The organism is Parapedobacter defluvii, assembly GCF_014642075.1.
Lineage (GTDB): Bacteria > Bacteroidota > Bacteroidia > Sphingobacteriales > Sphingobacteriaceae > Parapedobacter > Parapedobacter defluvii.
In genome coordinates this window covers 100,322-117,209 of record NZ_BMIK01000012.1, presented here as the reverse complement: position 1 = coordinate 117,209, position 16,888 = coordinate 100,322, and the positions used below count along the sequence as shown (strand labels likewise).

Annotated in this window: 9 protein-coding genes; all 9 read right to left on the bottom strand. The window is 50.8% G+C overall.

From position 1 onward, the window contains the following. Position 1: 1 nt before the first annotated feature. The 9 genes from IEX60_RS16385 to IEX60_RS16345 all read right to left on the bottom strand — a co-directional run bounded on the left by IEX60_RS16385 (position 2) and on the right by IEX60_RS16345 (position 16,868). A complete protein-coding gene (locus tag IEX60_RS16385) occupies positions 2-1,309 on the bottom strand; it encodes an acetylxylan esterase (protein ID WP_188752484.1) in 1,308 nt (435 codons plus the stop codon). A 69-nt stretch (positions 1,310-1,378) separates the two neighbouring features. Beyond that, a complete protein-coding gene (locus IEX60_RS16380; protein ID WP_188752483.1) occupies positions 1,379-2,815 on the bottom strand; it encodes a c-type cytochrome domain-containing protein in 1,437 nt (478 codons plus the stop codon). Positions 2,816-2,864: 49 nt separating this feature from the next. Then, entirely contained in the window at positions 2,865-4,325 is a 1,461-nt protein-coding gene (locus IEX60_RS16375) for a DUF1501 domain-containing protein (RefSeq protein WP_188752482.1), read from the bottom strand. A 3-nt stretch (positions 4,326-4,328) separates the two neighbouring features. Further along, a complete protein-coding gene (locus IEX60_RS16370; protein ID WP_188752481.1) occupies positions 4,329-7,088 on the bottom strand; it encodes a DUF1553 domain-containing protein in 2,760 nt (919 codons plus the stop codon). A 193-nt stretch (positions 7,089-7,281) separates the two neighbouring features. Beyond that, the gene (locus IEX60_RS16365; RefSeq protein ID WP_188752480.1) at positions 7,282-8,982 is read right to left on the bottom strand and encodes a SusD/RagB family nutrient-binding outer membrane lipoprotein; all 1,701 of its coding nucleotides are present in this window, start codon (positions 8,980-8,982) and stop codon (positions 7,282-7,284) included. A gap of 22 nt (positions 8,983-9,004) precedes the next feature. Next, on the bottom strand, positions 9,005-12,310 hold the full coding sequence (locus IEX60_RS16360) for a SusC/RagA family TonB-linked outer membrane protein (RefSeq protein ID WP_188752479.1): 3,306 nt from the start codon (positions 12,308-12,310) through the stop codon (positions 9,005-9,007). A gap of 309 nt (positions 12,311-12,619) precedes the next feature. Then, positions 12,620-13,984: a PhoPQ-activated pathogenicity-related family protein gene (locus IEX60_RS16355; protein ID WP_188752478.1), complete on the bottom strand. Its 1,365-nt coding sequence runs from the start codon at positions 13,982-13,984 to the stop codon at positions 12,620-12,622. Positions 13,985-14,025: 41 nt separating this feature from the next. Next, positions 14,026-15,276 (bottom strand): hypothetical protein, encoded by a 1,251-nt coding sequence (locus tag IEX60_RS16350; RefSeq protein ID WP_188752477.1) that lies wholly within the window; start codon positions 15,274-15,276, stop codon positions 14,026-14,028. Positions 15,277-15,314: 38 nt separating this feature from the next. Continuing rightward, positions 15,315-16,868 carry a SusD/RagB family nutrient-binding outer membrane lipoprotein gene (locus tag IEX60_RS16345; protein WP_229717605.1) on the bottom strand — a complete coding sequence of 518 codons (1,554 nt, stop codon included), beginning with the start codon at positions 16,866-16,868 and terminating at the stop codon, positions 15,315-15,317. Positions 16,869-16,888 lie beyond the last annotated feature (20 nt).

The window sequence follows — 16,888 nt, the reverse complement described above, 5'->3', positions numbered from 1 at the left end:
CTCATTTCAATAGCTGCTTCAGCAGCCACTCCTGTACCTTCGTCTGTTGCTCGGGAAACGTCCAGTGCCCCGTCTCTGGCATTAGGTATAATTCCTTGGATGCCTGTATCTGATTATAGGCTGAATAAAACGAGGTGGGTGGGCACGTTTCATCGTTGTACCCCCAGGTATAAAACCCCGGTACCTTAACAGAACGTGCAAAATTCACCACGTCATAATAAGCCGATACCTTGATTTTTTCTTCCTTGGCCATAAAAGGAGCGTTGGCGTCGTTGAACATATGCGGCCATCCCCCGGCCCGCCCGTGCAGATAGCCCGTCAGGTCGCATAACGCGGGATATAAGGACACCAAATGTGTTACCCGGTTATCTAACGCTGCCGTGACGATGGATAGCGCACCTCCCTGGCTTCCGCCCCACACGGCAAGGTTGGAACCGTCAAATTCGGGCAGAGAGAACAGGTAATCGATCGCACGCACGCACCCCAGGTAAACCCGCTTGTAATAATATTGGTCCCGGTCATCCAAGTTGAAAAATTGATAGTTCTTCAGCGCTCCCGCAGCAAGATTGTTGTACAATCCCGTTTCATAAATTACCGGAATACCGTGGATACCGATCTGTAGCGTAATTATACCCCGTTCTGCCAAATCCACAATCCCGTAATAAGGGCGGATGCCGGCACCCGGTACCTGCAGCACAGCGGGATACTTACCCGGTGTTTTGGGCTTGGCTAAAATGCCATAGATCCGGCTTCCCGTTTGGTAATTCTGAATATCCACCTGATAGACATCGGCTTTTTCGGTGCAGCGATCTGCAACTAACGTCAGTTTGGCATCCAACGGAACTTTTGCAGCTTCCGCCTTGGCGTTATCCCAGAATTCCCAGAAATCGTCTGGCAGGATTTGTGTGGGCTGGATGCTTTCCGGCGCATATCCAGCCGTGGCGAGGCCCCGGTAATCCGCACCATCTACCGTAATCAGCGCTTCACACCGCAAAAAACCGGGATCGGTTAATTTGCCTTTTACCGTTGCAACGCCTCCTTTTAACTTCAACGTTCCCTGATTAACGGGCTTCATTTTCTCCGGTCCTACTGCATACGTTACCTCCACATCTTCCATTGGGACCTGGTGCTTCAAAATCCGTATCGTAAACGTAGCTTCTTCACCTGTATGGTAGGTCCAATCCGGCTTATCCGGTGATACCAGCACCTGAATGGGATGCGGTGGACGGGATTGCCCAAAGGAGGTCAATGCAAAAACCAACGCACCGTAGAGCGCAATGGAGGAACGGATAAAAGATCGTCTATTCATTGTTTATAAGGCCTATAATGAGTAACAATTATACGGATAAAGGTAGCAAGATCGACCGTAACCTCAAAATTAATACACCACAGTATCGGAAGGCAATGCCGGCAATTGGTAGTTGCCCGTGTCAATCTTCAATTCCGGAGCAGCTTGGACGAGTGCAGCAATACCGTTGGGGGTCACCGCCGTCTCATACAGATACAAGGTGCGCAAGCCTGGAATTTGATTCAGCACCTGAATGCCTTTATCCGTTACACCGGTATGAACCAGATTGAGGTACCACAACTGCCCGCAGTCTTTCAGGTAGGCGATACCTTCATCGGTTATCGCCGTATTTTCCAGATGGAGCTGCCGCAATCCGGTCAGCTTTCCGAAATGTTTCAATGCAGCATCCGTAATCTGTGTTCCACCCAGCTTAAGCTGCGCGATATTAGCACCCAGTTCAAGCAATAGCTCGGCATCGCCATCGCTGAATGCAGGGTAGTTGATGGCACTGACGATGACCTGATTTTTATTTTCCGCAACAGGCACAACCGTCATTCCCTTGGCCAACAGCTTGTCAACGGCCTCCTGCTTAACGGGCGGAATATCCTCATAAGTTAGTACAGGCTCCTTACCCAGGGCTGTTTTTGTATCACCCCCCTCCAACCCCAGCAATATGGGTTGAATTTCTTCAGGCTGAGCCATTTCCTTCACCAGTTTATCGTTAGGTGCACCGGCATCAATCCACCAGGCAATCAACCGGATCTGGTGATCACTGATCGGTGTACGCCCTTTGGGCGGCATCCGGTCTTCATCGCCCTCGGGCAGTGTCAAACGCCGGTACAGCTCACTTCCCAGCGTATCCCCAGCAACGATGGCTTGCCCGCTTTCCCCGCCTTTGATTAATGCTTCGAAGGTATGCAACGCCAATTCGCCCTCCTGTTTTTTCGTGCCGTGGCAGCTTTGACAGCGTTGCCGGAAGATGGGTTGGATGATAGCTGTATAAACGGCCGCCTCCTGCACATTTTCGATGGTTACCACCTCGGGCTGCCAACCTATCAGTTTCCGCATCGGAGCGGGCAGGGCTTCCGTCAAATATCCATCTCCGTGTGTAAGCGTACCCCCAAAATGCCCGGCAATACCAAGCAATGCAAGCATAAGGCCAAGCACTGCGAAACGCCCTTTTCTGATCCGATAAAACACATCCCTCATATCAACCGGTTTACGGTACAGCAGCCAGCACAACACGCTCACCAAGGCTGTACTGATGCCTACCCACTGGTGGAGCGAAAGTGTACGCACATCGTAGCCACCGCTGAGGGACAGCAGATACCCTGTAACACTTGCTACCACGGCAGCGGTGGCGCCAAAAAGAAGGGTAATCGATACCGCGGGAGCCAAAGACGAATAGGCTTTCTTCCGGCTGAGCAACGCCAGGACAAAGGCCATGATTAACATGCCAATGGGAAGGTGTACCAGCAAAGGATGCCACCTCCCAAGGAAAAGGAGTAAGTCACCGTTATTTTCCATTAACTTCCGTAGCAGGTTTTCAAAAGGTTCGTAGAATCAGCTATTAAAATCAAACAAGTGCCCGGATGACGTTCCCTTCCACATCGGTGAGCCGGAAGGGACGCCCCTGGAATTCATAGGTAAACTTCTCGTGGTCGAAGCCCAGCAGGTGAAGCATCGTGGCATGGACGTCATGAACAGAGGTACTGCCGTTAACCGCAGAAAAGCCGATTTCGTCAGTCTCCCCCCAGGAGACTCCTTGTTTCACGCCACCCCCGGCCATCCATATCGTATATGCATCGGGATGATGGTCACGGCCGGCAAAGGGCATGTCCTTGTTGTCCCTGTTTTCCTGCATCGGGGTCCGGCCGAATTCTCCACCCCATACCACCAACGTTTCATCCAGAAGACCTCTTTGTTTCAGGTCCAGCAACAAAGCTGTCATAGGCCGGTCGATTTCACGGCATTTATTCCGGAAACCTAGATCGAGTGCGGTATCTGCGCCCGTTCCGTGGCTATCCCATCCCCAATCAAACAGCTGTACGAAGCGTACACCCTGTTCCACCAGCTTGCGTGCCAAAAGGCAATTATTTGCAAAGGACTCCTTGCCTGGTTGCGTGCCATACAATTCGTGGATGTATTCGGGCTCGTTGTTGATGTTCATTACCTCCGGTACGGCTACCTGCATTTTATAAGCCATTTCGTATTGGGCGATACGGGTCAGGATTTCCGGGTCTTTATAGGTCGCATACTCCTCCCTGTTCACCGCGCCGATGGCGTCAATTGCCTTCCGCTTCATATCCCGGTCCATCCCCTCGGGATCACTGATATACAGCACCGGATCGCCGTGCGACCGGCATTGTACCCCTTGATATACCGATGGAAGAAAGCCGCTGCCCCATACACTCTTTCCCGCATCGGGGGTTTTGCCACCGGAGGTCAACACCACAAAACCCGGAAGGTTACTGTTCTCCGTACCAAGTCCGTAGGTTACCCATGATCCAATACTGGGTCTTCCCAAACGGGCGTGCCCGGTGTGCATGAAAAGTTGGGCGGGCCCATGATTAAACTGATCGGTATGCACCGCCTTCAGGAAACTTACCTCATCTGCCACCGTTGAAAAATGCGGAAGGAGATCGGATATCCACGCACCACTATCGCCATGCTGGCGGAAGGTTGCTTGCGGCCCCAACATTTTGGGGGTGCCGCGGATGAACGCAAACTTTTTGCCTTCGAGCAACGACTGCGGACATAACTGATTGTGGAGCTTCTGCAATTCCGGTTTGTAATCAAATAACTCCAACTGCGACGGCGCACCGGCCATATGCAGGTAAATGACACTTTTCGCGCGTCCGGGAAAATGGGGAAGCCGGGAAGCGAGTGAACCGCTACTAGAACGCGCCCCCATGCATCCCCCCAACATGGATCCCAAAGCCAGGCCGCCCACGCCTGCCACGCATTCCATCAGGAAATGGCGCCGGGTGATGGCTCTTAATTCGGCTTCTTGTGCTTCTTTCAGTAATTTATCCATGGGTTATGATTTTGTGAGGAATTCATCGAGATTAAGGAGGGCATTGGCCACCATCGTATACGCCGCTGTACAGGCATCCGTTTCTGCCGTACCGGATGCCCCCCCGATCAACTTACCCGCCTCTGCCGGTTTTTCCCGGTAGTGACGATATGCCTCTTGGTAAAGTTTTTCAAACGCTGGGAGCTTATCCCGGGAAAGTGGCCGTTGCATAACCGCGCGGTATCCCGACCGGATGGATTCGGCAACATCCCCTGCCCCGGTCTCGACCATACGCTTGGCCAGGTGAACGGCGGCTTCCATATAGACCGGATCATTTAGCGTAGTAAGTGCCTGCAGGGGCGTATTGGTTGTTATCCGGTCTATCAAACATACTTCCCGGCTGGAGGCATCGAACGTTATGTAGGACGGGTAAGGACTCGTCCGCTTGATAAAGGTGTACACCCCTCTCCGATATCTGTCCTCTCCCGGGCTGGTTTCCCAACGTTCGCCGCTGTATACACTCATCCATACCCCTTCGGGTTGGTGGGGCATGACACTGGGTCCATACATCTTCGTACTCAGCAGACCGCTTACCGCAAGCGCCTGGTCGCGTATCTGTTCGGCGGAAAGCCGGAACCGGGGGCCACGGGCATAGTACTTATTGGAAGGATCTTTTTCAGCGGTTTCCTTGGTCATTACCGATGACTGCCGGTAAGTGGTGGATGTAACGAGCTCTTTAAGTAGACTTTTTACGCTCCAATCCATTTCATGCATGAATTGCAGTGCGAGCCAGTCCAGCAATTCGGGATGGGTAGGCGGATCGCTCTGCGTACCCATGTCGCCCAGTGGCTCAACGATTCCCTGTCCGAATAGCTGTGCCCAAACCCGGTTGACTAAGGTGCGTGCGGTAAGTGGATTCTCCTCACTGACGAGCCATTGGGCAAATCCCAGGCGGTTGCGTGGCGCACCATCGGGAAAGTCATTGAGCGACTTGGGCACATCCGGCTCGACCACCGGCCCGTGAACCAACCAATTGCCGCGTTCAAAGATGGGGGTCTCACGGGCCATTTCGGGTGGATTCTCAACGAGTATCGGCACGGAGGGTGTTCTGCGGTTGATCAGTTGCAGGAAAGATTCATCCAATTCAGCGTAGCCCTCCTGATGGGTACCGGGTAACGGCTGGCGAAAAGTCATCCATTCCGCAAGGCAAACCGCTTGCCCCGGTGGCAGCGAAGCGTTCTTAAATATCAGGTAGATATCGTGCTTACCTTTCGGGGTTGTTGTCGGAATCGCAACGGTTTCCGTACCTTGGGTGGGTTTCAGCTTCGCCCTCGCCAATAGCGGACCACTGAGTGTCCCCAACCGCATTTCCATTTCGCCTCCCGGTGTGCCCGAGTTGTAATTCATATAAAACACATCGTTATCGCCTACCGTAACGGCAGGTATCCGTGCGCTCCCCCCATTCCGGATTCCGAGCCATTTGGTATCGACCAACGCTCCGTTGATCAATTGGTCGCACGAGTGAGCGTGGATTTTGGGTTCGAGGGTATACAGGAACCGATCTGTGGCAGTCACCCGCTCGGCATCTGCGTATCTGCCCACCCATTGTTTAACTCGTTCAATCTGCAGACTGTCTTCCCCGTTAAAAAAACGGAGGGTCGGATAATCTGCGGGCGTATCTTCGTCGCGTGTGTTGTTAAAGAAAGCCAACGACTTATAATATTCTTCAAACTTGATGGGATCGTAGGTGTGGCTGTGGCATTGCACGCATTCAAAGGTGGTCGACAGCCAGGTTTGGTATGTGGTATTGACACGGTCGATAACCGCTGCAACGCGGAACTCCTCGTCTTCGGTACCGCCTTCATCGTTTGTCATGGTGTTGCGGTGGAAAGCAGTGGCAATGAGCTGATCCTTTGAAGCATTGGGAAGCAGGTCGCCAGCCAATTGTTCAATCGTGAATTGGGTGAAAGGCATATCGCTGTTAAACGCCTTGATAACCCAATCGCGATAGGCCCATATTTCGCGGGACGGGTCTTTCTCATACCCCTTGGTATCGGCATAACGCGCCATATCAAGCCACCAGGAAGCCCAGCGTTCGCCGAAATGGGGCGAAGCCAGTAAACTATCGACACGCCGGTCATAAGCGTCCGGTCGCTTATCGTTCACAAACGACTCCACCTGTTCGGGCGAAGGCGGCAGACCGACCAGATCCAAAAACAGCCTGCGGAGCAACGTAGCCCGATCTGCCTCCGGCGAAAATGCCAGCCCCTGCTCTTTGTGCTTGGCTTTGATAAAATAATCAATATCGCTATGCAACGACGGGCTGTCCCAAAGATTCCAAAAAGCCGCCAACGCAAAGCCGGTACGGGGTACCTTTACCTCTTTGGGAAGTGAATATGCCCAATGCTCTCCCCACTTTGCACCCTGGTTCACCCATTTGGTAAGCAGTTTGATTTCGGCTTTGCTAAGCGGGGGCGCATCGTAGGGCATCCGTTCTTCAGGATCTTCCGCGGTTAACCGGCGAATAAGCTCGCTGTGTTCAGCATCCCCCGGAACGATCGCGGGCTTACCCGATTTGGTTTCGGCAAACGCTTCCTCTTCAAAAAGCAGGCTGAATCCGCCGTTTTTCTTTACGCCACCGTGGCAGGAGATGCAGTGTTTATTGATAATGGGCTTAATCTCTGTACTGAAATCAACCTCGTCTTCCGGCGATAGGCTGAAGATCCCCCATACAATGGCTACCCCGATAATCGAAACGACAAAAAGCTTTGATCTATACCACATAGGCTGTTTAGTTCGTTAGCGCCATTTTCACAGGTATTAACCATCGGAGGCACTTCATTGTTTAATCCTGCCAATAGCTAGTACAAATTGCGAAGCGTAAAGATAATAAGATCAGCCATAAACGCAAAAAAGTTGGATTTTGCAATCCAACTTATACAACTACCTTTGTGGGTTTCAAGTTTCAGGCAAACCGTTACCACGGTTTGCCTGTTCCTTGTATAATCCAGGGTTTAGACCACTGGCTATTGGGCTGATTACTGTATTGATTTTGTTCCAGACGCTTTATGGCTTCCGCGATATTGGCCGAATTGGCCAACTGCTCTGCCGATCCATAGATGAACCGCACGGGCAAGACAGGCTGTGCAGAGGCGGGACCCGGCTTGAGATCCGGCCATCCGGTCCTTCTGAAATCCATCCAAGCTTCCACCGCACCTGTCCAGCTGGCTATCCACTTTTGCGTGATGATTTGCTGCAACGCCGTGGCGCTGTTAAACGCAACTCCTTCCCTGGTCACAAAATCCGCATATGCACCTTCCTGCTTCCAGGTAATCAATGAATTCCGGATGCCATCCAGGTAATGGGACTCCGCACTCCCATTGACGGACCATCCCTTCAAAGCAGCTTCTGCAAGGATAAAACTCACTTCGGCCGACGATATGATCCTGGATTTCATCAGTTCGGGATCTGAGTGGTTCCGATACAAATGGGACATCAAGGATACATGCTGGTTCGGTTTGTCTTGGCCAGCGTCCGGATTGCCGTTATAACTATCCGGCGATACTAATCCTGCCGGTAATCCCACATAAAGATCGGTATTCAGCTCGGGATCGTTTGCACCTTTCAGGTTAGGGTTAAACCGCCGTGTGAATTTATTACCGGCGGCAATTGCCTGTTCGAATTCTGCATCGGGCAATGTAACCACACTGAGTCGCTCATCATTCCGATAAATGGCGTCATCCATATACCGGCCCAACGTTGGGTCGGCCACCCATTGTACCTGAACCGGGCTCCACCAAACAGCCAAACGGGGGTCTTGTGTAGACAACAGTTGATCGATTAGTTTTTGACCCGGTTTTCTCCTGCGAAAATTGCTGAAGGGACTATCGCCGGTCCAGGGAGCCTCAATCGGCCACGCATTGCTCGTTTGTGTACCCACGTAGGTAATCACCGCATCGTCTGCCGGTGTCTTGATGTAAATTCCCGAAGCCGCTACGCGTTCAATCTCAGCTTTTGCCACATCGGGCAACTTTTCGGAAATCCGCATCGCATAGCGGAGGATGAGGCTGTTGGCAAAACGTTGCCACTTTGCGGGATCCCCGCCATAATACACGTCATACCCAGCCAGGTAGCCGGAATTATCTCCGGTTGCAAATATATCGGAAGCAGCCTGCAAATCGGCTAAAATCCCCCGATAAATGGTTTCCTGCGTATCAAAAACGGGTTCAAAAAGTCCTTCATCCCCTTTCAACGCATCGGTGTACGGCGCATCGCCCCACAAATCCGTAATCATCCCGAAAATGAATGCCTTCATCGTGAGGGCAACCCCTTCGTGGAAGGGATACGCGTTGGGACTGGTCAGCAGGTAGTTGTTGTTCCGCAACATACCGTAATAATTTGTCCAATCCTGAGGCGTCCAGTCATAGTGATTTATTCCCGAGTTCCAACTGTCGTGCTGGATATGTTGCACGATACCCGCTGGCTCGTTCCATCCCTTAAGGAGGTAATCCGTAGCGGCCGTCGCCAGGACGGTCGGCATAATCATGTTGGGATTCCCGGTAGCCGGATCCACAACGTTTGGATCGATGTTCGCTTCCGTGAGCTTATCGCTGCACGATATCGCACAAAATAAGACACTTACGATCGCTAGTTTATATAGAGTTTTCATTACCTTCATGGCCTTGTGTTATTAGCTGTGATTAAAGGCTTATACTGACTTTAAATCCGATGGGAGACGTATACGGCAAAATGTTATTCCATTCAATGCCTTGGCGGAATCCCGTTTCATTGACTCGAAACGCCCGCTCAGGATCGACGCCGATATTGGCTTTCGTCCACAGCATGATATTCTGTGTATAAACAGAGACATGCATGTTTCTGAATTTCCCAAAATTGGGCAGCGAATATCCCAGCGAAATTTCGCGTATTTTCAGAAAATCCGCGTCAAATGTAACCTGTTTGTTGAAACCCCAGGCATAGATATCGGTGATCTGGGTCAGAATTGGTGTACCCGGTCCTCCCAGCACTTCCGTATAGGTTCCATCGCCGTTGTCAAAAACACCGGGCACAAATCCGCCGTCATTCAACCCCTCAAAGGGGTATCCTCCGGTTTCCGCAGTATGTCCGCCTACGCGCGGGAAATTTCCATTTTGCGGGATGATGTATTTTTCAGGATTCGATTTCAACATAGCCGCCAATTCTTCGGGTTCGTAAAGACTACCCGGTATCAGCTTTTTCTCCTGGTTGGCGTCCTTCCAGTCGGATCCGCCGTAGCGGTAGGTCCAGGACATAAACTGCCCACCTTTCCGCCAGTCAAAGCTGGTAGTCAGCGAGAAACGCTTATAACGGAGTGCAATCTGTCCTCCCATCAGAAAGTCGGGATTCCAATTACCCACTTTTTCCATGTTCTCGACCCCGTTGTTATAGATCCATTGTCCGTCGGATTGGTCAAGAATCGGCCAACGGTAATACTTGCTATTGGGATCGGTCACTTGCATATAACCCCGGCTGTAAAGGTTGCCGATGTCTTCGCCTACCCAGGTGTAAGCACCGCCTTCGTTATCCTTCCAAAACTCATGGTATTTTAGGTCACCGGAAAGCCGATCCAACCGGGCGCGGGTGCGAGACCAGTTCAGGCTTACATCAAGATTCCATCCGTTTCGGTCCGCGATCGGTGTTCCGGACAACATGAGCTCCAAGCCCCGGCTCGAAAGCAATCCTGCATTTGTCTTTGCCGTCACATACCCGGATGAAGGTGAAACATTCACGTTCAGGATCTGGTTCTTATTCTCCACATAGAAATACGTTCCCTCGAACCGTAACCGGTTCTTAAACAGATTCAGATCGATCCCTCCCTCATACGAAGTGGCTATCTCAGGCTTCAAGATCGGATTCCGCAAATTCTGATCGATATTTATGGTAATCAGATCTCCCCAGTTGCCGGTACCGAGTGCATTATACAGCTGATAGGGACCGGTGTCATTCCCCACCTGTGCTACGCCCCCGCGTAGCTTGAACAAAGAAAATGCCGTCGGCAACTTAACCGTATTGTTCACCAGCCAGCTTAACGATGCCGACGGATAGAAATACGAACGGTCGTTAGCGGGCAATGTGCTCGACCAATCATTCCGCGCGGTCACATCCAGGTAAAGCTTATCGTCAAAACCGATGGACGCCAACCCGAATACGCTATAGATTCGCTTCTCATAGGTATTGTTTGTGGTCTGTCGGTTACCCGTCGGTATGTTGCTGATCCGGTACAGACCCGGTATTGTCAGCTCGGTACCGCCCATATACTGGCTTTTGCCCTGTTGGTGCATACCTGAAGTCCCCGCAGTCAGACTGATGTCAAAATCACCCGGGAATAGGCGGTACGATGCCCGGAATTCCATATTCGTCTCCTGGTTCACAAAATCATCCAGGTAATATCCGCCTTTACTGGCACGCGAATAACTCCACGGCACTTTCGTTTCCTGATTCTCATTGAACACATCGTGTGCTACACGTCCCAATAGCACCAGATTTTGCAACGGGGTCCATTCGGCTTCCACATTGCCATACGCATGATCCCTTGTAAACGCATTGGTTAATTCATACGCGAGAAAGTATGGATTGTCTTCGCCCGTTCCGGGGCGCCGCTGCGCAATTTGTTCCTGCCCAGGCAACCAGATCTCCCGCATATCGCGGACGTCGACTGCCGACCAGTTGTACAATGCATATAACGGATTCGCACCCCGCCCCGTAGCGGGTCTATTGGGTGAACTCGACCGCAGGAAGTTCAGGTTCGTCCGCAACTTGATCGTCTGCCCTACATTAAATTCAGCAACGGATGAGATCGCATCCCGTTTTAAATCCGAATTGGGAATCATCCCATTGTGCCGCATCATGTCATAGGATACCCGGTAAGTGCCAAAACCCCTTGAGCCGGCAACCGTCAGGTTGTTCACCGAGGTTATGCCGGTCTCCAGAAAATTCTTCGCATTATCCGGATAAGACTTCAATTCAATGGGAATTTTATTCCCGTTCTCATCAAGCGGGCTCATGAAATGAGGTGCTTTATTTCCCTGATCCAATGGCAGCCCACCCCAGTATGCGGAACCTTCGTTATAATGATCAGGCCGGTCTCCATTCGCGTATTTATAATGAAAATCAACGTAACGGTAAGGTACTTCGAATACATTACTGCTCGAAAAAGTAATCCCCAAACCCTGGTCTCCTCTTCCCGACTTGGTAGTAATCAATACAACCCCGTTTCCTGCACGTGAACCATACAGCGCTGCTGCACTGGGGCCCTTCAGGATGGAAATGCTTTCAATGTTCTCCGGGTTGATGTCGGAAATCACGTTGCCGTAATCCACGTCGTTACGGTCGCCCCGCTTCCCTCCCGCAGCGTTGTTTAGCTTATTCTGCATGGGAATACCGTCTATGACAAACAGCGGTTGGTTATCCGTACTCAACGATGTCTGCCCGCGGATCACCATACTCACGGTTGACCCCGGCCCGCCGGTCTGGTTAATGGTCACCCCCGGAACCCGGCCGGAAAGTGCATTAACCACATTTGTCTGTGGAACCCTTACAAGATCCTCCCCAGCCACCGTACCCACACTGTATCCCAACGACTTCTTTTCCCGTTCAATACCGAGCGCCGTTACCACAACTTCATCAAGCTGCTCCTCCGTAGGCACTAACGATACATCGATCACCTGCTTATTATTCACCGCGATTTCCTGGGGCTCGTAGCCGACAGACCTGAACACCAGCACCGGTTGGTCTCCCGTAACACGGATCGTGTATTTGCCATTGGCATCTGTGGCGGCCCTGGTTTCCGAACCTTTAATGGCCACTCCTACGCCCTCCAGGGGGGCCGAATCCGTACTTGACCGGACAACCCCCGATACAGACCTACTTTGTTGTTGCGCAACCACAGGACTTTGCGTCAACCCCAGGGCAGATAAACCGCACAGCAGGAATACCTGTTTCATTTTTAGTGTAAAACGTTGTTTCATATTCAGTTATTTATAAGACAATGCCGTTATGGTAGCTAACAAAGGAGCCACACCGCTTGCTTAAGCGTCAAGTGTCAACCCGCGTTTGCACCGCGATTTATCTCTGCTTTTAGCGTGGGGCATTTACATTTACATCCCCGCAGCCAGCATTTATAGATTAATAAACTATATTTGTCGTTCGGTAATAATCGGTTAGCGTATTCTCTCCTTTTCCCCAGAAAGACCATCCGAACAACTACCCAAAAATAAGCTAAAACGTGCCGATTTATTTATAGGATATTGCCTTTTGCATGGAACATCTTAGCATGGTTATAATATTTCCTTATCGCTTGTCACAAATACCCGTGTGCTTTGGCTGTATTCTTTTCCATTGGGACCTTTGTAGATCAAATCGACATAAAATGCCTGATAACCATCGGCGGGCAACGGGATGGTTGCCGAAACGGATGCCGTACGGGGCAGCTCAAGGTCGGTCGAAGCCCAGGTTTCATCCCGGAAATCACGATCCTTCGAATAGGCACGCCATAGCTTCACGCCTTTCAGACGCTTCGGTGTGACGTTGATATCCAGAGATACCTGCTGTCCGTTTACGGTTGTTTTCCATTGGGTAACCGGATAAGGCTCCTCTTTAGCAGTGAATCCAAAAAATGCACCCAGTGCCTTAAACGCTTGTTTCCCCCCACCGAGGTTATGCCCCGCATTGGGTACATAGTGCAGGAAGTTTTGGCCCGGGATGCTATCGAAATAGTGTTTAACACCGTCAACCACCCAGTAGGGATCGTTGGTTCCGATAAAAATCATCTTGGGCATAGTGAGTACAGACCGATAGGAATACGGATCGATCATGGTGACAATGTTACGCCCCTTCTCTGAATTCATCGCTTGGGGAATACCCAGATCGGTATAATCTTTTATCTCTTCGCTGTACTCTGCATAAGCTTCCAACTGGTAATTCAGGTTGGCCGGCATGTTGAGGATATCAATCACAATCGGTGCGATGGCTTTCACACGGCTATCTTTAGAGGCACCCGTCAGCCAAGTGGTCCAACCCCGCTTCGAAGCACCGGAAATCACGAAATCTTCAACCTGTTTGTTCAGCTGCTTCGCCGTCAATTCCTGTATGGCGTCCATCGCCCGGATGGCACTTTTGGCCATCGGAAACAACAGGGGCCAGGTGGGGTCGTTATCCTGTTGGTAATTGTGTAAGGTCATGGAAATCAAAGCATCTTCCCGCTTGCCTCCATATAGCGGTTGCATAGGTACCTGTTTCAATACCGCTGTAATTGCTTTGTTTTCCAATGCAATACCTGCCAGCGCTAATGCAACATCGTTCTTCCGGGGATCCCGCCAATTGGGTTCGCCCTCGTTGTTGACACTGCCTCCATCAATGAAAAGTAACGCGGTTTTACGTTTAACCTTCTTAGGCACGATCAGGGTCAACTGATGTTTCCACACATGCCCCTGCCAGGTTTGTGAGGTCAGTAATACGTCGTAAGCCACAATGGGGCCCTCCTTGATAACGTCTTTCAACTCCCAGGTGTAAGAAGCGTCTTCCGACTCCAGGTAATGGTACAAGGCATTTTTGGGAGAAACCTCTACCAATGCAGCCTGCCCATAACTCAAACCGATAGACAGCCCCTCTATCCACAATAAACTCAACAAGACTCTTTTCATTTTTCTTCTATTCTGCAACTAGTTAATTAATTTCAATATCGTTAACGATCAAGCTCGTCCACCAGGGCCAACGCTTTGTCTAGATAGATTTCGCCGGTCATCTCCCCCAGGCTGGTGCGCGAGATGTAAGCGTAGCGCTTAAAACTATCAAAATCCACTTTCATGAGGATATAACCGAACGCATCGTTGGTTAGCCCGAACAGGAACGGATAGTCTGACTTCATTTTCCGCTTCAGGTAATACCCGATATTGGGTAATGCTTCGCCCGGAATAGTCAATATCGTCGCAGGGCCAATCTTCACCGCATTGATGCGGGTTGTAATTTCGTTTGGCGTGTGTGAAAGGTAGCCCAAAGGCGAATGCTCCAGGATGTATTGCATGATGGGGGATTCCACCGGGAAGTTAATCTGCTTCGACACACACAACAGCTCCGGGTCGGTCAATACCTGTCCACCCTGGATCAGCCGGATGGCTTCATCGGCAAGCAACGTTCCGATCCGGACACATTCGGCCCATTGATCGGGGAGTTCATCCGACTTCGCCTGCCGGTTGTCTGCCGTAACCATGCCTCCCTGCGCTCCGTTCATAAACAGGGCTACCCCTCCTACCCGTTCTTCGATACGTTCGTATAGCGGCCCGCAGAGATCGGGACTCAGCACGCCCCGCTTGGAGCCAAGCACCTCGGGGTGGATGGCATAATTAACCAGGGTTGCAATGACCTTACCGTTCTGGGAAACAGCCTGTATAACGCCGCATCGCGGATCATAAAGCTCTTCCGCATAGTAGTTGAAGGCGATGCGTCCATTCGCTTCTCCCAAAGCGACTTTCAACGAAGCGGGCTCCAGTTTATTAACAGCTTCATTGACCGCCTCGGCCATTTGCCGCACACAAAAGCGGAGGTAATCCAAATCGGCATAATGTACCCCATGCTCGTCGGGAAACCCGTAAGCGTCGGGAGCGCTGTGCGTATGCGTTGCCCCGATGAGGATGTTTTCCGGAGGAATCCCGGTAATCAATGCGCGGGCGCTATCGCCCAGGACAGCAGGCCATCCCAAATTGTCAATGCTGACAAAAGCGACACGTGTATCCCCAGATTCAATGACCAGCGCACGTACAAATAAATCCCCCCGCTGTGTGTTGGCCGGCCGTGGTATGCCTACACCTCCCGAAACAGGCAACAGCGGATCGGGGGTAATGACCCTCACCGCCGCCCCGGCTTTCAAGGTTTGGGCATAGGTATGAGGGATGAAACTGACTATACAGAGAAAAAAAATGATTACTCTTATATACATCTTTCAAATGATTTTACCTGATACCTCACACCTTTCCCCTACCACGGTTTTCCGGTTCCCTGAATAACCCAGGGTTTTGACCAGGCGCTGTTCGCCCCTTCTGATTGAGAATAGGGGGTTTCTTCCAGATTCTCCATGGCGGCTTCGACATTCGTTTTATTCAAATTCCGTTCACTCAGCATATAATAAAAGCGAACCGGCACCGCAGCTTTTATGGCCATGGGGCCGGTATGCAATTCGGGAAAGCCGGTTCTTTTATAATCTGCCCACGATTCTGTAGCCGCCTGCCAGCTGGCGATCCATTTTTGGACAATGATTTGCTTTTGAGTGCCATCATATGCAACACCGGGTTGGGCTATGAAGTCGGCATATGCATCGCCTACTCCCCATGTTTCAAGCGATGCTTTTATGGCATTGTTATAATAGGTTTCAGCAGTTTCAGGCAAAGACCAGCCCAGCCACGCCGCCTCAGCTAATATGAAATTTACTTCCGAACCCGACAAAAGTCTTGATTTCAGCAGTGGACTATTAAATGTTCTGTACATATCGCTCAACCAAGATACATGTGGATTAAATGCAGCCTGATTCACATCCGGGCTTAGATTGTATGCCGCGGGGGCAGTATAAGACGGCGGAATACCAACATAGTCGGGATTGAGGCTAATATCAGCTGTTGTAAGTCCTTTCTTTGATAAAATATCCGGGGAAATGTACCGCTTGCCGTCTTCAATCTTGTCGGTACCATCAGGAAGGGTTTCATCCATCACAATAGGTATCTCCACTCTTTTAGCCCATACGCCCAGGCGGGGATCGTTACCGGCCCGCATGGCCTCTACAAGCGTTTGACACATTTTTATTCTCCTGTATTCACTTTCACTCACATCATACACGGGTGTCCACGAAGGCATATTGGCATCATCTGCTGCCGTTGTGATAATCGGGTTGTTGGTAGGGTCCCCGGCAATTTCCTCAATACCGGCCTTTGCAATGGCAGGCTCTTTCACGGAAAGCCGCATCAGGTATCTTAAACGCAGGGAATTGGCCAGTTTGCGCCACTTAACCGGGTCGCCCTGGTAATAAATATCAGCTGCTTCAATCGTGCTGTTGTATTCGTTTTTGTTTTTCGATAACAGGGTATTAGCCGTTTCCAGGTCGGCCAGTATACCGAGGTAAATATCTCGTTGTTTATCAAAAACAGGGAACATATTTTCATCGCCCCCCTCATCCGCATTGAGTGCAGCGGTATAAGGTGCATCGCCGAATAAATCGGTGATAAGTCCGAATACCATGCTTTTCATAACTAGGGATACACCTTTTTGTAAATCATACCCCAGTTGTTCCGCTCGCTCGTATACAAACTTATTGTTTCTTAAAATATCGTAATAAATCGACCAGTCATTGCTCTGTCCCCAGTCGTAATTATTATGCCCGTCGGCCCAGCCGTCTTTCTGCGTATGCTGCATGACCCCGGCAACATCCTGATAGCCCAGGTTGGTAAAGGCCATCCCTGTTGAGGAAAGTACTTTTGTTAACACCAGGTTGGGATTCGCCGTTTCGGGTTGAATGCCGTTTGGATCAATATTCAGATCCATTAGGTATTTTTTACAACCTA

Coding starts and splice junctions, on each gene's coding strand:
- IEX60_RS16370 (WP_188752481.1), bottom strand. CDS start 7,088: ATGTGGTATAGATCAAAGCTTTTTGTCGTTTCGATTATCGGGGTAGCC.
- IEX60_RS16375 (WP_188752482.1), bottom strand. CDS start 4,325: ATGGATAAATTACTGAAAGAAGCACAAGAAGCCGAATTAAGAGCCATC.
- IEX60_RS16350 (WP_188752477.1), bottom strand. CDS start 15,276: ATGTATATAAGAGTAATCATTTTTTTTCTCTGTATAGTCAGTTTCATC.
- IEX60_RS16380 (WP_188752483.1), bottom strand. CDS start 2,815: ATGGAAAATAACGGTGACTTACTCCTTTTCCTTGGGAGGTGGCATCCT.
- IEX60_RS16345 (WP_229717605.1), bottom strand. CDS start 16,868: ATGGATCTGAATATTGATCCAAACGGCATTCAACCCGAAACGGCGAAT.
- IEX60_RS16385 (WP_188752484.1), bottom strand. CDS start 1,309: ATGAATAGACGATCTTTTATCCGTTCCTCCATTGCGCTCTACGGTGCG.
- IEX60_RS16355 (WP_188752478.1), bottom strand. CDS start 13,984: ATGAAAAGAGTCTTGTTGAGTTTATTGTGGATAGAGGGGCTGTCTATC.
- IEX60_RS16360 (WP_188752479.1), bottom strand. CDS start 12,310: ATGAAACAACGTTTTACACTAAAAATGAAACAGGTATTCCTGCTGTGC.
- IEX60_RS16365 (WP_188752480.1), bottom strand. CDS start 8,982: ATGAAGGTAATGAAAACTCTATATAAACTAGCGATCGTAAGTGTCTTA.